This window comes from Arthrobacter sp. UYCu512, assembly GCF_040547075.1.
Classification (GTDB): domain Bacteria; phylum Actinomycetota; class Actinomycetes; order Actinomycetales; family Micrococcaceae; genus Arthrobacter.
Genome location: NZ_JBEPPA010000013.1, coordinates 92,292 through 112,224 on the forward strand (window position 1 = coordinate 92,292; position 19,933 = coordinate 112,224).

Here is a 19,933-nt window from a genome sequence, read left to right on the forward strand (position 1 = left end):
AGCGAAGGAAACACCATGACTAATTTCACCAACCGAGTGGCCGTCGTCACTGGCGGCGCCCAGGGGATCGGCGCCGCCACGGCGCTGAAGCTGGCCGCGGGGGGCGGCACCGTCGTCGTCCTGGACCTCAATGAGGAAGGCGCCAAAGCCACCGCTCAGGCGATCACTGTCGACCCGCAGGTGCTCGCGGCAGGCGGCCGCGCCATCGCCGCCGCCTGCGACGTCACCGACGAAGCCACCGTGGACCGGGTCTTTGCGGAGATCCATCGGGAGTTCGGCCGCCTCGACATCCTGGTCAACAACGCCGGTATCACCCGCGACAACCTGTTCTTCAAAATGGACCGGCCGGATTGGGACTCGGTCCTGGCCACCAACCTCACCAGTGCCTATCTGTGCTCCCGTGCGGCCCAGCGGTACATGGTCCCTGCGAAGTACGGGAAAATCGTCTCGCTGAGCAGCCGGAGCGCGCTGGGCAACCGCGGCCAGGCCAACTACGCCGCCGCGAAAGCCGGCATTCAGGGCCTGACGGCGACGCTCGCCATCGAACTCGGCCCATTCAACGTCACGGTCAACGCCGTGGCCCCCGGCTACATCGCCACCTCGATGACCGCGGCCACCGCCGAGCGCGTCGGCAGCAGCCCGGCCGAACACCAGGAGGCGGTGGCGGCCCGCACGCCGCTGGGCCGGGTGGGCCAGCCCGAGGAAGTGGCAGCCGCCGTCGCCTTCTTCGCCAGCGACGATTCCTCTTACGTCTCCGGCCAGACGCTCTACATCAACGGCGGGGCCCGCTGATGCCCGAGGCATTCCTGGTCGGCGGCGTCCGCACGCCGGTGGGCCGCCACGGCGGCGCACTCGCGACGGTCCGGCCCGATGACCTGGCCGCGCTCGTGCTGCAGGCCGTCGTGGCTCGCGCCGGCGTCGACCCGGCCAGCATCGACGAGGTCATCCTGGGCTGCGTCAACCAGGCGGGGGAGGACAACCGGAACGTCGCCCGGATGGCAGTGCTGCTGGCCGGCTTGCCCGAGGCCGTCCCCGCTGTAACGGTCAACCGGCTGTGCGCGTCCGGCCTGACCGCCATCAGCATGGCGGCGCAGGCGGTCCGCAACGGCGATGTCGACCTCGTGGTGGCCGGCGGCGTCGAATCCATGACGCGGGCACCTTGGGTGCTGGCCAAGCCGGACAAACCGTTTGCCAAGCCAGGGGAGCTGGCGGACACCTCGATCGGTGCCCGGTTCGTCAACCCGCGGATGGAATCCAACGCCCGGTTCTCGATGCCCGAAACCGCCGAAGAAGTGGCCGGCCGAGAAGGGATCTCCCGCGCCGACGCGGACAGCTTCGCGCTGCGCTCGCACGAACTGGCGTTGGCGGCGATCGACGCCGGACGCTTCAGGGACGAAATCGTCCCCGTCCCGGTCACCGGCCGGCGCGGTGAAGTATCGCTTGTGGACACCGACGAAGGGCCGCGGCGCGGGTCCACCGCCGAGTCCCTGGCCGGGCTCCGGCCACTCGTCAAGCCCGGCGGAATCGTCACCGCGGGCAACTCCAGTTCCCTCAACGACGGCGCCTCCGCAGTGGTGGTCGCCAGCGGTGAGGCCGTGGCGCGCTATGGCCTGACGCCGCGGGCGCGCATCGTCACCAGCCAGGCCGCCGGCGTCGCCCCGGACGTGATGGGGATCGGCCCGGTCCCAGCGACCCGGAAGGCGCTGGCGAAGGCGGGCTGGAGCCTGGACGACGTCGGCGCCGTCGAGCTCAACGAGGCCTTCGCGGCGCAGTCGCTGGCCTGCATGCGGCTGCTCGGCATGGATGCCGGCACCGTCAACAACGACGGCGGCGCAATCGCACTCGGGCATCCGCTGGGCTCCTCCGGATCAAGAATTGTCGTCACCCTGCTCGGCCGGATGGAACGCGAAAACGCCGGCCGCGGCCTGGCCACAATGTGCGTCGGGCTGGGCCAGGGCGTCGCCATGCTGCTGGAAAGGGTTTAGATGAGGCTGTTCGAGGACGCCGCCGAGCTGGCAAGCATGACGGGACAGGAAATCGGGGTGAGCGGCTGGCACACCCTGGAGCAATCCCAGATCCAGGCATTTGCCGATGCGACCCTGGACCAGCAGTGGATCCACACCGATCCGGAGCGGGCCGCTGCCGGACCGTTCGGCGCCACGCTCGCCCACGGGTATCTCAGCCTCTCGATGCTGCCGTACCTTGCCGGTCAGGTCTACCGGGTCCAGGGCGCGGCGATGATCATCAACTACGGCCTGAACAAGGTCAGGTTCCCGGCGCCCGCCCTGGTGAACTCGCGAATCAGGGACCGGCTGACGCTGGCTTCGGTGACCAACACGGCCAACGGCCGGCAATTGCAGTTCCGGCACCTGATCGAGCTGGAAGGTTCCGAAAAGCCTGCCTGCATCGCGGAAACCGTGTCCCTGCTCCGGAGCTGACCGGTCTCCGGCACCACCCTGCACCACCATCCGAACAACGACGTTACGGCCGAGCCTGCCTGCAGGCTCTTCACGAGGGAGAAAATCCGTGGTTACTGAAAACCTGAAACTGACACACGCCGAGGCGGGCGCGCAGGGCACGGCGCTGCATCCTGGGGTGACGCCGGCTGAATTGCGCCGCACCTCGATCTCATCCTGGCTGGGCTCTGCGTTGGAGTACATGGACTTCACGCTTTACACCCTGGCCGCGGCGCTGGTCTTCGGGCCGCTGTTCTTTCCCAATGTCGACCCGGCAATGGCGCTGCTGGCCAGCTTCGCCGCCTACGGCTCCGGGTTCCTCGTCCGGCCGCTGGGCGGAATCTACTTCGGCTATCTCGGGGACAAATACGGCCGCAAGTGGATCTTGGTGATCACTGTCGGGATGATGGGGATCGCCACCCTGGGGATGGGCCTGTTGCCGACCTTCGCCCAGGTGGGCGTTATCGCGCCCATCCTCCTGGTGCTCCTGCGGCTCATCCAGGGCTTCGGTGCCGGCGCTGAACTGTCCGGGGCCTCGCTGTTGCTGGTGGAATCCGCGCCCGCTGGCAAACGCGGTTTCTATGGTGCGGTGGTGGCGTTGGGGACCGCGACCGGTGTGCTTCTGGCCAGCGGACTGTGGCTGTTGCTATCGCAGATGCCGAAGCAGGAATTCCTCGCCTGGGGGTGGCGTATTCCCTTCCTGCTGAGCGTCGTGACCACCCTGGTGGCGCTGTACCTGCGGCGCAGCGTCAGCGAATCTCCGGTCTTCGAGGAGCTCAAGGCGCGGCGTGCTGCGGCGCGCGTCGAGGCCAGGCAGCAAAGCGTCTGGCGTGACGCGGCGGACGCCAAAAAATCATTCCTCGTCTCACTGGGCATCAAGCTCGGTGAGAACGGTTCGGTCTACCTCGTCAAGGGATTCCTGATCGGCTGGACCGTGTCCGTGGTGAAAATGGACGCCAACCTCGTCACGACCGGCGTGACGCTCGGCTCGATCCTGGGCGTCGCCACAGTTCTGCTGACGGGCAAGCTCACCGACCGGTTCGGCCGGCGCCGGGTCTGGCTGTGGCTCTCCGGCTTCCAGTTCGCCTTCACCATCCCTGCGATGCTGCTGATTGAAACCCGGAACCCGCTGCTGGTGGCCCTCGTCTTCGTCATTTTCATCGGCGGTCCGCTGCCCAACATGTACGGCGTGGAATCAACCTGGTTGGTGGAGATGTTCGGGTCCAAGCACCGCTTTACCTTCATGACGACGGTCAAGGAGATCGGCGCGGTGCTTTCCGGCGGCCTGGGGCCCGTCCTGGCCGCCGCCGTCGTCGCGGCGACGGGTCCGGGCTGGGTGCCGATCGCCGCTATCCTGATGAGCTACGCCGCGATCGGCTGGGCGGCCGGGTTCATCGCTCCCGAAACCAGGGGCCGGGATCTCAACGCGGAGGCTGACGCCTGCTGACCCGGGGTGGCGGTCCGGGCCGCGACGGGTGTGGACACGGTACATTCATCCCAATAGGGCAAAGATGAAATGCGAAGGTGCCAGCCGGTCCTGGCCCCTGAACCCCACATGAAGGAAGACACCATGACGATCCCCAACCGCGGGCTTGCGATCTTCAGGTACTGGTTCGCTGCCATAGGACTGCTGGCCGTCGCGTTTCAGCTCGCGCATCTGCTCACCAGCGTGCCCGGAGCATCGACGGTGAATTACTTCAGCTACTTCACCATCGAATCAAACGTCATCGCTTTTGTGACCCTGGCAGTAGCAGGCACCTTCGCGTGGCGGGGAGAAAACCCGCGGTGGCTTGATTTGCTGCGGGGCGCGGCGACCATCTACATGACCATCACCGGAATTGTGTACAACCTGCTGCTGAGCAACGTGGACGTTAACACGCCAATCCCCTGGATCAATGTGGTCCTGCACTTTACGATCCCCACGATTATGGTGATCGACTGGCTCGTTGACTTGCCCAAGACCAGAATCCCGTTGCGGACGTCCCTGATCTGGCTTGGGTTTCCGCTCCTCTATCTCGTCTACAGCCTGATCAGGGGCCCGATCGCCGGGTGGTACCCCTATCCGTTCCTCGACCCGCGGATCAGCGGCTATGGAGCTGTGGCCGCAACGTCCCTGGCCATCGCCATCGGCGCCTTTGTTTTCGCGGCGATCGCAGCGCTCTCCACCCGGCTGCACCTGTCCACCAGCGCGCCTGAACCCGCGGTTCGCCAGGGCAGCGAAACCGCCGGCTGACCGCCCGGCACCTTCGGCTGCCGGGTCCTCCTTCGCGCCAGGGACTTTGAACGAACGACGACGGCGGGATATCCCGCCGTCGTCGTTCTGGTTGCGTGTGCCGGGGCCGGCCCGGCCGGCCGCCCGCGCGGCTAGCTGGCGAGGCCGGCGAGGCCAAAGACGGCCGCAGCGATCCCGAAGCCCATCACACCGATGAGTGTTTCCATCACGGTCCAGGTCTTCAGCGTGGTCTTGACGTCCATTCCGAAGAAGCGGCCAACCAGCCAGAAGCCGGAGTCGTTGACGTGGGATACAACCACGGAGCCGGCGGCGACCGCGATCACGAGGGCTGCCAGCTGCATGCCGTTCATGCCGGCGGCGGCAACGGCCGGTGCGATCAGTCCCGCTGTGGTGGTCAGCGCCACCGTGGCGGAGCCTTGAGCGATGCGCAGGATGGCCGCGATCAGGAAGCCGGCGAGGATCAGCGGAATACCAACGTCGCCGAGGACATCAGCGAGAGCCTTGCCGATGCCCGACGTGCGCAGGACACCGCCGAACATACCGCCGGCGCCGGTGATGAGGATAACGGAGCAGACCGGGCCCAGCGCCGACTCGAACAGCTTTTCCAAGGTGCTGCCGTGCAGGCCGCGGCTGCGGCCCAGGACAAAAGCCGCCACGAGGACAGAGATCAGCAGGGCTACCGGGGTCTCACCAAGGGTCCGCAGGACCTGGTACCAAGCCTCGGACTTGGCCGAGGCCGGCAGCACGCCGGCGGAGGAGAGTGTGCTCAGCCCGGTGTTGAGGAAGATCAGGACCAGCGGTAGCAGCAGGACCCCGACGACGGTGCTGAACTTAGGCGGGTTGGCTTCAGCTGCGGCGTCGGCCTGGCCCAGCAGGGTGGGGACAGGCAGGACCAGGCGCTTACCGGTCCACAGGCCGAACAGATATGCCGTGACGTACCAGGTGGGGATGGCAGCGATCAGGCCGACAATAAGGACCAGGCCGATGTTGGCATCGAAGAACGTTGCGGCTGCGACCGGACCCGGGTGCGGGGGCAGGAAGATATGGGTCACCGAGAAGGCGCCGGCTGCGGGAAGCCCGTAGCGCAGTACGCCGCCGCCGAGACGGTGCGCGACAGCGAAGACCACCGGGAGCATCACAACGAGGCCGGCGTCGAAGAAGATTGGGAAACCGAAGATCAGCGAGGCGAGGCCCAAGGCGAAAGGCGCACGCTTTTCGCCGAACAGGTTGATGAGGTGGTCAGCCAGGGCCTTGGCCCCGCCGCTGGTCTCCACAATGCGGCCGAGCATCGCACCGAGGCCGACCAGCAGCGCGACCGCGCCAAGTGTTGTGCCGAAACCGCTGACCAGGACGGTCACGACCTTGTCCGCCGGTATTCCGGTGGCGAACGCGGTGGCCAGGCTGATCAGGATCAGGGCAAGCAGCGCATGGACGCGCAGCTTGATGATGAGGAACAGCAGCACGGCGATGGCCGCGGCGGCGATCAGCAGCAGGGGACCTGCGCCGAGGGTTTGAGTCCATCCTTCGATGGTCATGGTTCTCCTTTGAAGCAACGGGCAATAGGGGTGAAAAGGGGTGAAAAGGCCGGAAGGAATGAGCGGAAGAGTCAGGCCCTGGGGGACAGGCCGGTGCCGGGTCCGCCGGAGAGCCCCAGCGACGCCTTGATCTCGGCGATCAGCTGTTCGGGGGTCCGGGTGATTTCCAGGCGCAGGCTTCCCCCGGCGAGCTCGGCGGGGGTTAGCGGTTCCAGTGTGGCCAACTGGCTGGGCAGCAGGGTGACGGGCATAAAGTGGCCCGCGCGGCCCTGCATACGTTCCGCCAGCAGCCCGGGTTCGCCGTCCAAATGCAGGAAGACAACCCTGCCTTCCGCTCCGGAGAGCAACTCGCGATAGTCGGTTTTGAGGGCAGAGCACGTCAGGACCGTGCACTGCCCGGCGCGGGCCTGGGAGGTCATCCAGTCCCGGATGGCGTTCAGCCAGGGCCAGCGGTCGCTGTCTTCCAGCGGGGTGCCGCTGTTCATCTTGCTGATGTTGGCTTGCGGATGGAATTCGTCGGCCTCGGCCATGGCCCAGCCCAGATCTCGGGACAGCGCCTCGGCAACCGTGGACTTTCCGGCACCTGCAACCCCCATCACCACCAGGTGAATGGCAGAAAACGTCATTGTTTACCTCCGTAGACGATGTCCGAAGACGCGGACAAACCAAGGGCCATCGCTACAGCCCGATCAAAAAGGTAGCACCTTTGATGTGGCAATCGTACTATCTTTACGTTAGAAAAGTCATACCTTTGGCTGAGCGGGCACTATGCTGGGAGGCAGCCCTTGCGGGCAGAGGGAGGCTCGACATGTCGACGGCGACACCAGACCAGGAGCGCGGCGAGGAGAACGGCGGCGACGGCGAACACGGCGACGCCGCTGACCGGGGTGAACCCGTTCGTGCCCTGCACCTGCGGGTCCTGGACGAATTGGGCGAGGGAATTGTCTCGGGCACCTTCGCACCCGGACAACGGCTGACACTGGAGGGCATCCAGCAGCAGTACGGCATCTCCCGGACCCTCGCCCGCGACACCACGCGGGTGCTTGAATCGATGAATCTGGTCTATTCCCGGCGCCGCGTAGGCATCGTGGTGCAGGATTCCGCGCACTGGAACGTTTTTGACCCGAAGCTGGTGCGTTGGCGGTTGGCCTCAGGGCGACGGACTGAACAGTACGCCAGCCTCACTGAACTCCGCATCGCCGTCGAGCCAATCGCCGCGGCCGGTGCGGCCCGCCGGGCGGGCTCCGCCGAACGCCGTCGGCTCGTTACGCTGGCGGCGGAGCTGCGCCGGCTCGGAGAGGCAGGCGATCTGGAAGGATTCCTGACCGCCGACATCGCCTTTCACCAGTTGCTCCTGCACAGCAGCGGCAACGAGATGTTCCAGGCCCTGGACGGGATGGTGGCCGAGGTTCTCTCCAGCCGCACCCGGCAGAGGCTGATGCCCTTCCACCCGCGGCAAGAAGCGCTGCAGGCGCACGAGGATGTCGCCGCCGCGGTCGCAGCGGGGGACGCAGGCGCGGCCGAGTCCGCCATGCACCGAATTCTCGAGGAGGTCCGGACCGCGATGGGCCTCTGACCGGCCCGGCCCGCCCCGGCCGACCGGTTTTCGGCTGTTGAAAAATGGTCAGCCGTTGATGACCTGCGGTACTCCGAGGGCTTTGAGGCCTTCGACGCCGAATTCCAGGCCGTAGCCGGACTGCTTGGCACCGCCGAAGGGGACCCTCGGGTCAACCGCGCCGTGCTTGTTGATCCAGACGGTGCCGGCCTCGAGCCGGGCCGCGACCTTGCGGGCTTCCGCCGGATCGGCGGACCAGACCGAGGCGCCGAGTCCAACGTCGAGGGCGTTGGCCATGGTGACGGCCTCGTCCACCGTGCTGTAGCGGATGATGGGCAGCGCGGGACCGAACTGTTCCTCGGTCACCAGGGCATTGTTGTTGTCGATGTCCGCAACTAGGGTGGCGGGGTAGAAGTAGCCGGGCTGGTCTGTGTCCGGGTCCCCGCCCAGCAGGAGCTTGGCCCCCGAGTCGCGGGCGGCATCAACCAGCCGGGCCACGATGTCGAACTGCTGCTTGTTCTGCAGCGGGCCAAGCACATTGCCCTCGTCGAGGCCGTTTCCCATCGGCATGGCGGCCGCGACGGCGGTAAGTTCCTCGCAGACGGCATCGTAGATGTCGCTGTGGACGTAGAGGCGCTTGAGGGCCGCGCACGTCTGGCCGGTGTTGATGAAGGCGCCCCAAAAGAGGCCTTCGGCGATGGCCTTGGGGTCGGCGTCGGGCAGGACGATGCCGGCATCGTTGCCGCCGAGCTCGAGGGTGAGGCGTTTGACCGTGTCTGCGGAGGACCTGATGATGGCCTTGCCCGTGGCGGTGGAGCCGGTAAACATCACCTTGCCGATCGCGGGGTGTTCGGCCAGCCGTGCGCCGACGTCGCGGCCGCCGGAGACCACGGTGAGGAGGCCTTCGGGCAGCTCCTCGTTGAGGACCTTCGCCAGGGCCAGGACGGAGAGCGGGGTGTATTCGGAAGGTTTGACCACCACGGCGTTGCCCATCCTGAGGGCCGGTGCGATCTGCCAGACGGTGATCATCATGGGCCAGTTCCAGGGCCCGATAGCCCCGACGACGCCGATGGGCCGGTAGTGCAGTTCGGCGCGGGTTTCGCCGTCGTCCACCACGGTCTCCGGCTCCATCGCGGTGCCGGCAGCAGTGCGGAGCCACGCGGCGCAGGCGCCGACCTCGAACCGCGCGTTGGGGCCGTTCAGGGGTTTGCCCTGCTCGCGGGAGAGCAGATGGGCGAGTTCTTCGGCAGAGCGTTCGACGGCCTCGGCGGCCCGCAACAGTGCGGCGCTCCGCGCGTCATGGCCCAATGCCGCCCACGCGGGCTGCGCGGCGCCGGCAGCGGCAACGGCTCGCTCCAGGTCCGCCAAGGTGTGCACCGGCGCTTCACCGACGACGGCGCCGGTGGCGGGGTCAAGGATGGTCCGGGTGTCGCCGGTGTCCGGGGTGATCGAGGCCAGGAGGGCGTCGTAAGTTTCCATGGGGTGTACTCCACATCGAGTAGTTGGCCGAGCTGTCGTCTCCGAGTGTCCTCCGTTGCGGGGCGAGCAGTCTTGTCTTTGCGCGAACTGCAGTTGACCCACTGCGAAGGATCGCGGCGGCCCTGGGATGCCGTTGCGCTGAGGGACAACAAACGATCGCTGATCGACAAAAGGGTGATGGGCGTCACCTGCAATGCTGGATTGCATGGTGCCAGACACCCCTCCTTTCCCATACCGCCTTTCTCGCACCGCCAATCCCCAGACTCATGACCGTTAAGAAGGATCCGATGAGTATTTCAAAATCCGAGTCCCGGACCGCGGAAGCCGCTCCCCGCGCCGAGCACTCCACAGCACTGCGCGCCGGCAGCGTCGGCGTGATGGGCATTCTCTTTTTTGTCTTATCCGCCCAGGCGCCGCTGACCGGAATCGTCGGGGCGTCCCCCCTGGCCGCGGCCCTCGGCAACGGCCCTGGAGCGCCCGGGGCGTACCTGGTGGTGGGCATTGTCATCGTAATCTTCGCCGTCGGGTTCGTTGCGATGAGCCGCAAAATCCAGGCCAACGGCGCCTTCTACGCCTATGTCACGGCCGCCTTTGGACGCAAAACAGGGGCGGGAGCCGCGTGGCTCGCCCTCCTTGCCTACAGCACCGTCCAGGCCGCGATGTACGGGCTGTACGGCGCCGCGTTTGCCGGACTCCTCGGGTCCGCCGGCTTCGTGGTTCCCTGGTGGCTGCTGGCCGTGGTCACCATGGCGGGCGTACAGGTGCTGGGATCCCTCAACATCGAACTGGGGGCGCGGGTACTGGCGGTGCTGGTGGGCCTGGAGGTCGCCATCCTGATCATGTTCGGCTTCACCGTGCTGTTGCGCGGCGGCGGCCCCGAAGGAATCAGCCTGGCGGCTTCCTTTTCTCCTGCGGCGATCGCGACGGGCGCCCCGGGCGTGGCCATTATGTTCGCTGTCGCCTCCATGTTCGGCTTCGAATCGACTGCCATCTACTCAGCCGAAGCCAAGGACGCCCAGCGCACGGTGGCCCGGGCCACGTACCTTTCGGTAGTGGTTATCTCGGTGTTCTTCTCCTTCATCTCGTGGATGCTGGTCAGCTACTATGGCCCCTCGCATGTCATTGATGCGGCGGGGGCGGCCCTCGAATCGGGTGACTCCACCTCCTTCGTACTGACACCGATGGTGGAACTCTTCGGGCCGTGGGCCGGGATCGCCACCGGTATCCTGCTCGTGACTTCCCTGCTGGCCGGCATTATCGCCTTCCATAACGGCATCAACCGCTACCTCCATTCACTGGCGCTGCGCGGGTCGATGCCGGGCACTGTCGCCCGCACCAACCGGCACCGGGCACCCGCCACCGCAGCGCGAATCCAGACCGTGATCGCGTTCCTGCTGGTGGCACCGTTCGCAGTACTTTCCCTGGACCCTGTGCTGACCCTCTTTTCCTGGTTCAGCGGGCTGGCCGTGGCGGCGCTCCTGGTCCTGTATATCCTCTGCTCCCTTGCCGTCGTCGCGTATTTCCGGCGCGAAAGGGTGGCCGGCCAGGTCTGGCAGACCAAAGTGGCGCCGACACTCGCCACCCTGCTACTTGGCTGGGTTCTGGCCCTTGTTGCCAGCAACTTCACGGCACTCATCGGCGGCAGCGCCGAAACGGCCATGGGCCTGCTTGCCGCCGTTCCCTTGGTCTTCGTTGCCGGTGTGCTGGTGGAGGTCGGGGTGGAGCGCAGGGCCGCGCGGGAGGAGGCCCCCGCATAGCCGCGGGCTTCGATCGCCGCATGGGCGGTTCCGGGCAGCGCCGGGACCGCCCTTTCGGGTGCCAGTGCTGGTGCCGGGTGCGGGTGCTGCACAAGCGCCGGGGCCGCCGCCTGCCGGGGGTGGCAGCTCTAGGCGCCGCGCCGCCAGTCGCTGGGGGATTCGCCGAAGGCATCACGGAACGAGCGGCTGAAATGGGCCGCGTCCAGGAATCCCCAGCGCGCGGCCACGGCTCCGACGGGCATGCCGGCCAGGAGCGGATCCCGCAGTTCGCGGCGCGCCCCTTCCAGCCGCTGGCTCCGGATCCAGCTCGCCACTGTGGTTCCGGATTCGTGGAAAACGTTGTGCAGGTGCCGGGTGGAGATGAAATGGGCTGCCGCGATGGAAGCCGGCGAGAGCAGCGGATCGGCCAGTCGGGCATCGATGTACTCGCGGACGGATGCCGCCAGGAGGGCCTGCGGCCGCATCCGGTCCGCCGACATATCCAGCTCCGAATGCAGCATCGTGGACACAAGATCGAGGGCATTCGTGGCAAGGCGGGACCCGCTGGGGCCGCTCAGGGCATCGAGGTTCTCGGCAAGGTGGGCGATGAACGGCCCGACGATTGCGGCGAGGCCTGAGCCGGCGGCCATCCGCACTGCCGAAAGCTGCGCGATGCAGTCCGGCGGGAGGGACAGTGCGTCCCAGGGGAACATCACCACCATAAGCCGGGCGTCGCCCTCGAAGGCCAGCGTGTAGGGGCGGCTGGTGTCGTAAATGGAGAGGTCGCCCGGCTCCAGGACAGCCTCGCGGTTGTCCTGGATAAGGAGCCCGGTGCCCTGCAGCTGCAGGTTGAGTTTAAAATAGCGCTGTTGGGACTGGGCAATCAGCGCCGGCGTCCGGTGCACCTCATGGCTCGTCGAGGCGACCTCGACGACCGCCACGCGGTCCAGCCTTCGGGCCCGCATGCGGCCGCGGAAGTTGTCCGCGTCCCTGCTTGAGGCGGCCAACGGAACGAAGGACTCCGCGACGAGGTGCCGCCAGTGATCGAAGGAGGTCGCTGTGCTGGTGCGCAGGTCCTGTCCGGCGGGACTGCAAGAGGGGCGGGCTGCAACTGCGCTCATAAAGGATCCTGACGCCGTCGTACTGCGGAAAATGTGTCATGGGACACAGTCCTTTTAGGGTAACGCCGGAATCGACCGGTGTCATCTATTTTCGACAACCGGCGAATAAAAAAGGTTCCGCGGAACTAGTGGCCCAGCAGGATCAGGAATCCGTCCAACTGCTCGCTCAGCCCAAGCTCCACCTTGCCCTCCGGGGCGAGCGCCGCCGCGATCTGCGCGCCAAGCAGGAGATTGAGCAGCTGTCCGGCGAGGGCCGCGTCGGTGACGGCGGTGGTGACTGTGCCGGCCTGCCGCGCCTCGGCGAGGTACTGCCGCAGCGCGGCAAGCCACAGCTGCATCGAGTCCCGGTGGATGGCGGCCTTGTCGGGATCGTTGATGGCCTTTTGCCAGAACGGAATAACAATTCGGGCCTCGTTGATCCGCTCCTCATCCAGGGGCAGCACTTCGACGCAGAATGCCCTGAGGGCCGCGAGTCCCGCCTGCCCTGCCGTGACTCCGGCGATCCGCTCGTTGGTGCGGTTGAAGACATGCCCGAACGCGAAGGTCAGCAGGTCATCCTTGGTGGGGAAGTAAGGCTTGAGGGCACCGTTCGCAAAGCCGGCTTCGAGCGCGATCTCGCGCATGGTGGCACTTTCGATTCCGAGCCGGGCGATGATCCGCCACGTGGCATCAACGAGTTCAAGCCGCCGCTGGTTGTGGTCGACAATCTTTGGCACCGGACAGCTCCCCAAAACATTTCACGACGGACTCTTGTGGCACAGCTTACATTTCCGTATTCTCTACAACTATAGAAAATAAAGTTCTGACCCGCCAGGGTCCCCGGACAAAGGCCGCCACCATGACCGCACAAACTGACACCCGCACCTCGTTTAGTCCATCCAGTCCGTACAGTCTGGCCGCGAGTGCCGAAATCACGGCAGTCCAAGGCGTCCTGCGCGCAGCGGGGCTGCTGGGCGAGACAAAACGAATCGCGTACCTGGGCCTGCTGGATCCCGCCAGGGGCTCGGCGGCGGAAACCGGGGACCGCCGGTTCCGGGTCTTTCTGCACGACGTATCGGGAGGACGTCCGGCCGACGTGACGGTCTCGGTCTCCAGCGGCGCGGTGATTTCCGTCGTCGAACTGGACACCGCGGTGGCCGGTGAACTCCCTGTCCTGGAAGAAGAGTTCGAGGTCGTCGAGGAGCTTCTGGCCACGGATGAGCGGTGGCTTGAGGCGCTCGCAGCGCGCGGACTCGACGTCGGAAAGGTGCGGGTCGCGCCCCTATCCGCCGGTGTCTTCGAGTATCCGGAGGAAAAGGGCCGCCGCATCCTGCGCGGGCTGGCTTTCGTGCAGGATTTCCCCGAGGACAGCGCCTGGGCGCACCCCGTGGACGGCCTCGTGGCGTACGTCGATGTGGTCAGCAAGGAAGTCACCCAGGTCCTGGACACCGGTATCGTCCCGATTCCCGCAGAGCACGGCAACTACACGGACCCGGAGCTCACCGGTCCGCTCCGCAGCACGCAGAAACCCATCAACATCACCCAGCCGGACGGACCCAGCTTCACCGTCACCGGCGGCAACCACATCGAGTGGGAAAAGTGGAGCCTCGACGTCGGCTTCGATGTTCGTGAAGGCGTGGTGCTGCATAACCTTGCGTTCCAGGACGGCGAACGCCTGCGCCCAGTCATCAACCGGGCGTCGATCGCCGAAATGGTGGTCCCGTACGGGGACCCGTCGCCGATCCGGTCCTGGCAGAACTACTTCGACACCGGCGAATACCTGGTCGGCCAGTACGCCAACTCCCTGGAACTGGGGTGCGACTGCCTCGGCGAGATCACCTACCTCAGCCCCGTCATCAGCGACGCCTTCGGCAACCCCCGCGAAATCCGCAACGGCATCTGCATGCACGAGGAAGACTGGGGGATCCTGGCCAAGCACACCGACCTCTGGACGGGCATCAACTACACCCGCCGCAACCGCCGCCTGGTCATTTCGTTCTTCACGACCATCGGCAACTACGACTACGGCTTCTACTGGTACCTCTACCTCGACGGCACCGTCGAGTTCGAGGCCAAGGCCACCGGCGTCGTCTTCACCTCCGCCTACCCGGCAGGCGGCTCGGCCAACATCTCCCAGCTCGCCCCGGGGCTGGGCGCCCCCTATCACCAGCACCTGTTCAGCGCCCGCCTGGACATGGCAATCGATGGCTTCACCAACCGGGTGGAAGAAGAGGACATCGTCCGGCAGGCGATTGGCGAAGGCAACGAACGCGGCAACGCCTTCTCCCGGAAGCGCACGCTCATCGCCCGTGAATCCGACGGCGCACGCGAGGCCGATGCCCGCAACGGCCGGACCTGGGTCATCTCCAACCCGCAGTCACGGAACCGCCTCGGCGAACCGGTGGCGTACAAGCTCCACGCCGAAGGCCAGCCCACCCTGCTGGCGGACCCGGCGTCCTCGATTGCCCGGCGCGCCGCTTTCGCCACGAAGGATCTGTGGGTTACCCGGTTCGCCGAGGACGAGCGCTACCCCACGGGAGATTTCGTGAACCAGCACGGCGGGGGAGCGGGGCTGCCGCAGTACACAGCGCAGGACCGGGACCTGGACGGCCAGGACATCGTCATCTGGCACACCTTCGGCCTGACCCACTTCCCGCGGCCCGAGGACTGGCCCATCATGCCCGTGGACACGGCCGGTTTTAGGTTGCGGCCGGAGGGCTTCTTCGACCGCAGCCCCGTGCTGGATGTGCCCGCAAGTGCACAGCCGGCCGGCGGCCACTGCCACAGCTAGACGGTGGTCATGGCAGTGGCGGGGGGAATGGCCGGCATCGCCGGTGTGGTCCTGCACGCCAGGATCTGCGCCGCCGTGACGGCGGGGTCGTGCCTCGCGCACCTGTGGCTTGTTGCCGGGAACCAGCATGGGACTGCGCTGAACGTGCTGATGCTGGCCATGGTGGCGGTGTGCCTGCCGTGCGCCGTACACATCTGGCGGCAGGGCCCGGCCCGGCCGCTGCGGCAGGTGATGGCCTCGGCGCTGGCGATGACCGGGGTGCATGCGGTCCTGCTTCTCGGCGCGGTGCCCGGGACCGGGGGCGCCAGCCATAGCCACCATGCCGCTGCTGTGGCCGAAGCGCCGCCGTCGGGTGCCGGGGCGCTGCTGGCAGTCATTGCCCTGGAGCTGACGACGGCGCTGCTCGCCGCGACGCTACTGGCACGGCTCCGGCGACGCCCGTGGCTTAGTCGGTGAACAGCCCGGCCAGGTCTTCGGCCGTGAGCGCCCCGCCGGTCAGCGCGTCGCCCTCCATCACGTCGGCGAACAGCTGGGACTTCCTGGCCTTGAGCGCCATAACCTTCTCCTCGATCGTGTCTTTCGCCACCAGCCGGTAGACCATAACGTTGCGGGCCTGCCCGATCCGGTGGGTCCGGTCCACGGCCTGGGCTTCCGACGCCGGGTTCCACCACGGGTCCAGCAGGAACACGTAGTCAGCCTCCGTCAGGTTCAGGCCGAAACCGCCGGCCTTGAGGCTGATCAGGAACACCGGCGCGGCGCCGTTCTTGAATTCATTAACGACGTCGGTGCGGTTACGGGTGCTGCCGTCGAGGTAGCAGAACTCGATCTTCTCCTCGACAAGCCGCTCCCGGACCTTGCCGAGGAACCCGGTGAACTGGCTGAAGATAAGGGCCCGGTGCCCTTCCGCCACAAGGTCGTCGAGCTGCTCGAAAAGCACATCGAGCTTGCTGGACCGGACCCCGGAGAGCGAGGGATCGATCAGCGAGGGGTCCAGGCTGAGCTGCCGCAGCAGGGTCAGGGACTGGAAGATGGTGAAGCGGTTCTTGTTGACGTCCTCGATCAGGCCCAGGATCTTCTGGCGTTCGCGCTGCAGGTGTGTCTGGTAGACCTTCTGGTGCCGCGGGTTCAGTACAACCTCGAGGATCTGCTCCTGCTTGGGCGGCAGGTCGTGGATGACTTGTTCCTTGGTGCGCCGCATCATCAGCGGACGGACCCGACGCCGGAGCTTGTCCAGCTGCGCCTTGTCCCCGTTCTTTTCGACCGGCTTCTGGTAGTACTCGGCGAACCGCTTCGGGCTTGAGAAGAGCCCCGGTGCGACGATCGAGGTGAGGGCCCAGAACTCCATCAGGTTGTTCTCCAGCGGTGTGCCGGTGATGGCGAGTTTGAACACCGCGGGGAGTTTCCGCGCGCACTGGTAGGCCTTGGACTGGTGGTTCTTGACGAACTGGGCCTCGTCCAGGACCAGCCCGGCCCACTCCTTGGAGGCATAGGCCTCGTAGTCGATCCGGAACAAGGCGTAGGAGGTGATGATGATATCCGCTCCGGCCATCGCCTCGGCTGGAGCGGAGCCGCTCTTGGCGAACGTTTCGCTGATGGCGCGCACTGTCAGGCCCGGGGCGAACCGGGCGGTCTCGGCCTGCCAGTTGCCCACGACGCTTGTCGGGGCAACAACGAGGAAGGGCGCAGCGCCGGGGGGCGCGCCGGCAGGCGCGGCGGCTGCGCCGCCGTCGAGTGCTTCGGCAGGGACCCCTGCCGCGACCTTGGCGGCGCAGATCAGTGCCAGCGCCTGCACCGTCTTGCCGAGGCCCATGTCATCGGCCAGCACGCCGCCGAGTCCGTGCCGGTAGAGGAAACTGAGCCAGTTGAACCCTTCCAGCTGGTAGGGGCGCAGCTCGGCGTTGAGCGTTGCCGGCAGCGGCAGCCCCTTTACGCCGCCTTCCAGCAGCCCGCCGACAGCCTCACGCCAGGCGGCTGCCTGCTCGTCCACGATGCCGAGCTGAGCCAGTTCGTCCCAGAGCCCGGCCTGGAAGCGGCTGATCTGCAGCGGGGCGTCCTTGTTGTCCTGCAGCGAACGGGCCTCATCAATGAGGGCCCGGAGCTGGTGCAGCTCAGGCAGGTCCAGTGAGAAGTAGGCGCCGCTGGGCAGCAGCATGCGTGTCTGGCCCGCGGCGAGGGCGGAGAACATCGCCGCGAAGGAGACCGGTTGGCCTTCCAGGGTGATCACGATGCCAAGATCGAACCAGTCCCGGCTGTCGGTGGCCTTGGTCGAAATCGCCACCACCGGCGCCTCTTCGGCTTCCCGGTAGTCGGCGATCTCACCGGCAGTGTCCACCGAGACGCCGGGGACGTCGCGGAGCAAGGGGAGCAGCTCTTCGGTGAAGGCCAGGGTGTCGAGGCCGCTGAGTTCCGCCGAAGCCGCCAGCCGGGGTGTTCCCCACCCGCCCGTGGCCGACTCGCCGAGGGCCGGCACCACATCCCACGGCTGTCCGACGGCTTCCAGGATGCGGGCCTCGGCGGGGTCGTCCCGGTAGCCGTGATCGCCGGGGTGACGCCACAGCGGCTGGGCCGTAACGAGCTTGCCGGACTTGTAGTGCCATTCCCAGTGCAGCCGGACCCGGTGGTCGGCGCCGTAGTTGGCCAACAGCGACAGGGTGGGAAGGGCCAGTTGGGGGAGCTCCACTGACTCGTCGGAAGCCGTGACCCGGGCGCTTTGTTTGAGCTTGGGATAAAAACCGGTCAGGAAGCGGCTCTCATCCCGGGCTGGAATGTGCAGCGTGGTGCCGGCCGTGACGAAAGTCAGCAGCTCCTCGCTGAGGCCGCCTTCCAGCGGTGCGAGCGTGATGATGGTGTCAGTGGTCGCGGCACCGGGCAGTGCGTCCGGCCCGGAGGTGAGGAAGATTCCGTGCGCCGGGCGTCCGATGGTCCCGACGGTTGCCGGATCGACCACCTCATCCTCCACGGTGATGGTGGGGGCGAGCGAGAGCCCACCGCCGTCGCCGGCCGGTGCCGGCGCCGCGGGTCCGCCGCCGCCGCCGCCGTCGGCCTCGGCCGGGACCGGCCCAGGGCCGAACCGGGTCAGGTTGAGCCCGACGGCGGCGGGCTGCTCCACGAGCCGCACCGGCTCCTGGCCGCGGCTGTGCACCAGCGCGACACCGATCTTCCGGGCCCGGGTGAGCAGGCTCCACAGGTTCTTGCCGGCGTAGGTGTTCAGGCCCAGCCACAGCCCGGTTCCACCATGCTGGCGGTTGGCCTGGGCGGTGTGGGCGGCAAGGAACTCCTGCATCCACTCCACGTGGGCCTCGTTGCATTCGCGCCGGTAGCTCAAGTAGCTCAGGGTGTTCCAGGAGACGTCGCCGCGGATCCACTTCCCCTTCGCGCCCATGATCACGGGGCGGGCTTTGAGCTGGCGCACGCTGCGCAGCGGATCCCGGCGTCCGGTGTAGGAGAAGTGCGGGGCCGGTTCCTCGATCTCGAACTGGAGCGCGAGCGGAATTCCGTTGGTGGACTGGGTGATTCCCGGCTGCGAGATCAGCGGGCTCAGCGCCTGTTCCCAGTCCGGGACCTCGAGCACTGGTGCCTGCCGGGACAGCCGGCTGCCGTCGACGGGGGTCAACAGCTGGACCCGGATCGCCGGGTTGTCCTCGGCCGTGAACAGCAGCGCGGCCACATGCTTGCAGTCCTTACGGACCGGGCAGCTGCACACACCCACGGTGCAGCTCCAGCCGCCCGCCTTCCGGACCAGTTTCGCCGTCGTCGAATAGGGCACATCGGATCCGCCGCGGACCTTGCCGAGCATCAGGCCGGTGGCGGCATCGAAGGAAATACCGGAAACACGGCTCCCCATGGCGTAGGCAAGCCCGGCCGCAAGGGAGCGGTCGTTGATCGCGGGGGTCTGTATTGCCAGGGCCGCACTCTCGTCCGGATGGGATGGCATGTGCGTACTACTTTCAGCAGTTGGTCATCTGATCCATCTTAGCGAGCCTGGCAGGACTCCCCGGACTGCGGCGTCCGGCCAGGTGGATAACCGGCCGGACGCGCACTCGGTTCGGGACACCCAAACTTCGCCGGACGTTCAGCTTCGGCTCAACCGCGCTGCCGGTGGTGCCGCGTACCGTAAAGGGGAACGGAGCGCCACCCGCCTTCAGCAGTGAGGATTTCCCATGAGCAACGGCTTTTCCACCACCATGCCCGCCACCGGTTACGCGACGGTCCTGCCGAAGGCGATCATCAGCGGCAGCGACGCGGACGTCGTTGACGCGAACGTCGAGGTGGTCAACGCCATGTACGCGGAGTTGCTCGATGTCGAGGAAATTGCACCGAACGCACTGCGCAGCTACTACGTCGACTTCTATCTGACGCAGTCGCTGGGCGGCGGGTTCGCCCAGTACGTGTTTACCGCGCCCGAACGCACGGACATTGACGACTACGTCCGGGCCGGGCTCGAAGCCATGGGGGCCGCCGCGCACCTGGACCTCTTTAACCGCACCGCAGCGGCCTTTGACTCCCTCACCGAGGAGGAAAGCGATGCCTACCTTGACGGGGATGCGGATCTGGACGGCGGCACGGACGGTGTTGTACCGGACGGTGTTGTACCGGACGCCGTCCGGGTCCTGGAAGAGCTCGACGGCGACTTCGAAACCCTGCTGGAGACCGAAGACATCATCGCGCTCAACGCCGCCTGGCTTCGCGGCCAGACAGACCTTCTGCTTCTGGCGGATGAAGAACTGGACCAGCACATCGCCGAGCGCGTGTCCCGGGTCCCGAACCTGGCGGAGCGCCAGGCCGAGGCCGCCGAGGACGAACTGCTGGATGCGCCGGAATTCGAGGTAATCATCCGCGAGCTCTGCAAGGTGGCCGGGCATACCCTGCTGAAGATCACCATGGGCGACCCCAATTACGACCACGACGGCCAGACCACCCTGGCATGGCATTTCACCACCGACCAGGGTGAATTCCTGATGCTCGACGATGACCAGGAAGCGGTTATGATCCACCCCGAGACGAAGGAAATTCTGGCTGCCGTTGAGTTCGAAGCCACAGACGACTAA

The 19,933-nt window shown here is 66.7% G+C and carries 16 protein-coding genes; 10 read left to right on the forward strand and 6 right to left on the reverse strand.

Features of this window, described 5'->3' with window-relative positions:
- Positions 1-15 precede the first annotated feature (15 nt).
- The 5 genes from fabG (at position 16) to ABIB49_RS14710 (ending at position 4,689) form a co-directional block, all read left to right on the forward strand.
- On the forward strand, positions 16-792 hold the full coding sequence (fabG, locus tag ABIB49_RS14690; RefSeq protein ID WP_282358934.1) for a 3-oxoacyl-ACP reductase FabG: 777 nt from the start codon (positions 16-18) through the stop codon (positions 790-792).
- A complete protein-coding gene (locus tag ABIB49_RS14695) occupies positions 792-1,985 on the forward strand; it encodes a thiolase family protein (RefSeq protein ID WP_283480776.1) in 1,194 nt (397 codons plus the stop codon). The genes fabG and ABIB49_RS14695 overlap by 1 nt, the downstream gene beginning before the upstream one ends.
- Positions 1,986-2,438 carry a MaoC family dehydratase gene (locus ABIB49_RS14700; protein WP_253031856.1) on the forward strand — a complete coding sequence of 151 codons (453 nt, stop codon included), beginning with the start codon at positions 1,986-1,988 and terminating at the stop codon, positions 2,436-2,438.
- A gap of 88 nt (positions 2,439-2,526) precedes the next feature.
- A complete protein-coding gene (locus ABIB49_RS14705) occupies positions 2,527-3,903 on the forward strand; it encodes an MFS transporter (protein WP_253031857.1) in 1,377 nt (458 codons plus the stop codon).
- Between the two features lie 123 nt (positions 3,904-4,026).
- On the forward strand, positions 4,027-4,689 hold the full coding sequence (locus tag ABIB49_RS14710; RefSeq protein WP_226775270.1) for a Pr6Pr family membrane protein: 663 nt from the start codon (positions 4,027-4,029) through the stop codon (positions 4,687-4,689).
- Positions 4,690-4,820: 131 nt separating this feature from the next.
- Here the strand turns inward: ABIB49_RS14710 and ABIB49_RS14715 are convergent, their stop codons facing one another.
- Both ABIB49_RS14715 and ABIB49_RS14720 read right to left on the reverse strand, forming a co-directional pair.
- Positions 4,821-6,224, reverse strand: a complete 1,404-nt coding sequence (locus ABIB49_RS14715) for a GntP family permease (RefSeq protein ID WP_226775271.1) — start codon at positions 6,222-6,224, stop codon at positions 4,821-4,823.
- A gap of 71 nt (positions 6,225-6,295) precedes the next feature.
- On the reverse strand, positions 6,296-6,850 hold the full coding sequence (locus ABIB49_RS14720) for a gluconokinase (protein ID WP_226775272.1): 555 nt from the start codon (positions 6,848-6,850) through the stop codon (positions 6,296-6,298).
- Between the two features lie 182 nt (positions 6,851-7,032).
- On the opposite strand from ABIB49_RS14720, the gene ABIB49_RS14725 reads away from it, so the two are divergent.
- Positions 7,033-7,800 carry a FadR/GntR family transcriptional regulator gene (locus ABIB49_RS14725; protein WP_226775273.1) on the forward strand — a complete coding sequence of 256 codons (768 nt, stop codon included), beginning with the start codon at positions 7,033-7,035 and terminating at the stop codon, positions 7,798-7,800.
- Positions 7,801-7,848: 48 nt separating this feature from the next.
- On the opposite strand, the gene ABIB49_RS14730 is transcribed toward ABIB49_RS14725, so the two are convergent.
- A complete protein-coding gene (locus ABIB49_RS14730) occupies positions 7,849-9,258 on the reverse strand; it encodes an aldehyde dehydrogenase family protein (protein ID WP_283480770.1) in 1,410 nt (469 codons plus the stop codon).
- Positions 9,259-9,545: 287 nt separating this feature from the next.
- Between ABIB49_RS14730 and ABIB49_RS14735 the strand changes: the two genes are divergently transcribed.
- Complete coding sequence (locus tag ABIB49_RS14735; RefSeq protein WP_282358925.1) at positions 9,546-11,015, forward strand: APC family permease; 1,470 nt, start codon at positions 9,546-9,548, stop codon at positions 11,013-11,015.
- 128 nt (positions 11,016-11,143) lie between these two features.
- Here the strand turns inward: ABIB49_RS14735 and ABIB49_RS14740 are convergent, their stop codons facing one another.
- Both ABIB49_RS14740 and ABIB49_RS14745 read right to left on the reverse strand, forming a co-directional pair.
- Positions 11,144-12,115 carry an AraC-like ligand-binding domain-containing protein gene (locus ABIB49_RS14740; RefSeq protein WP_282358924.1) on the reverse strand — a complete coding sequence of 324 codons (972 nt, stop codon included), beginning with the start codon at positions 12,113-12,115 and terminating at the stop codon, positions 11,144-11,146.
- Between the two features lie 125 nt (positions 12,116-12,240).
- Complete coding sequence (locus ABIB49_RS14745; protein ID WP_282358923.1) at positions 12,241-12,831, reverse strand: TetR/AcrR family transcriptional regulator; 591 nt, start codon at positions 12,829-12,831, stop codon at positions 12,241-12,243.
- Positions 12,832-12,953: 122 nt separating this feature from the next.
- Between ABIB49_RS14745 and ABIB49_RS14750 the strand changes: the two genes are divergently transcribed.
- Both ABIB49_RS14750 and ABIB49_RS14755 read left to right on the forward strand, forming a co-directional pair.
- Positions 12,954-14,885 carry a primary-amine oxidase gene (locus tag ABIB49_RS14750; protein WP_282358921.1) on the forward strand — a complete coding sequence of 644 codons (1,932 nt, stop codon included), beginning with the start codon at positions 12,954-12,956 and terminating at the stop codon, positions 14,883-14,885.
- Between the two features lie 9 nt (positions 14,886-14,894).
- The gene (locus tag ABIB49_RS14755) at positions 14,895-15,341 is read left to right on the forward strand and encodes a hypothetical protein (RefSeq protein WP_226775279.1); all 447 of its coding nucleotides are present in this window, start codon (positions 14,895-14,897) and stop codon (positions 15,339-15,341) included.
- On the opposite strand, the gene ABIB49_RS14760 is transcribed toward ABIB49_RS14755, so the two are convergent.
- Complete coding sequence (locus ABIB49_RS14760) at positions 15,331-18,819, reverse strand: DEAD/DEAH box helicase (RefSeq protein ID WP_354157202.1); 3,489 nt, start codon at positions 18,817-18,819, stop codon at positions 15,331-15,333. The two genes, ABIB49_RS14755 and ABIB49_RS14760, sit on opposite strands and share 11 nt — an antisense overlap.
- 250 nt (positions 18,820-19,069) lie before the next feature.
- On the opposite strand from ABIB49_RS14760, the gene ABIB49_RS14765 reads away from it, so the two are divergent.
- Entirely contained in the window at positions 19,070-19,933 is an 864-nt protein-coding gene (locus ABIB49_RS14765) for a DMP19 family protein (protein WP_226775500.1), read from the forward strand.

Excerpts from the sequence above, each read along its gene's own strand:
- ABIB49_RS14765 (WP_226775500.1), top strand. The coding sequence starts at position 19,070 with ATGCCCGCCACCGGTTACGCGACGGTCCTGCCGAAGGCGATCATCAGC.
- ABIB49_RS14725 (WP_226775273.1), top strand. The coding sequence starts at position 7,033 with ATGTCGACGGCGACACCAGACCAGGAGCGCGGCGAGGAGAACGGCGGC.
- ABIB49_RS14695 (WP_283480776.1), top strand. The coding sequence starts at position 792 with ATGCCCGAGGCATTCCTGGTCGGCGGCGTCCGCACGCCGGTGGGCCGC.
- ABIB49_RS14730 (WP_283480770.1), bottom strand. The coding sequence starts at position 9,258 with ATGGAAACTTACGACGCCCTCCTGGCCTCGATCACCCCGGACACCGGC.
- ABIB49_RS14715 (WP_226775271.1), bottom strand. The coding sequence starts at position 6,224 with ATGACCATCGAAGGATGGACTCAAACCCTCGGCGCAGGTCCCCTGCTG.
- ABIB49_RS14700 (WP_253031856.1), top strand. The coding sequence starts at position 1,986 with ATGAGGCTGTTCGAGGACGCCGCCGAGCTGGCAAGCATGACGGGACAG.
- ABIB49_RS14750 (WP_282358921.1), top strand. The coding sequence starts at position 12,954 with ATGACCGCACAAACTGACACCCGCACCTCGTTTAGTCCATCCAGTCCG.
- ABIB49_RS14760 (WP_354157202.1), bottom strand. The coding sequence starts at position 18,819 with ATGCCATCCCATCCGGACGAGAGTGCGGCCCTGGCAATACAGACCCCC.
- ABIB49_RS14755 (WP_226775279.1), top strand. The coding sequence starts at position 14,895 with ATGGCAGTGGCGGGGGGAATGGCCGGCATCGCCGGTGTGGTCCTGCAC.
- ABIB49_RS14720 (WP_226775272.1), bottom strand. The coding sequence starts at position 6,850 with ATGACGTTTTCTGCCATTCACCTGGTGGTGATGGGGGTTGCAGGTGCC.
- ABIB49_RS14740 (WP_282358924.1), bottom strand. The coding sequence starts at position 12,115 with ATGAGCGCAGTTGCAGCCCGCCCCTCTTGCAGTCCCGCCGGACAGGAC.
- ABIB49_RS14735 (WP_282358925.1), top strand. The coding sequence starts at position 9,546 with ATGAGTATTTCAAAATCCGAGTCCCGGACCGCGGAAGCCGCTCCCCGC.
- ABIB49_RS14710 (WP_226775270.1), top strand. The coding sequence starts at position 4,027 with ATGACGATCCCCAACCGCGGGCTTGCGATCTTCAGGTACTGGTTCGCT.
- fabG (WP_282358934.1), top strand. The coding sequence starts at position 16 with ATGACTAATTTCACCAACCGAGTGGCCGTCGTCACTGGCGGCGCCCAG.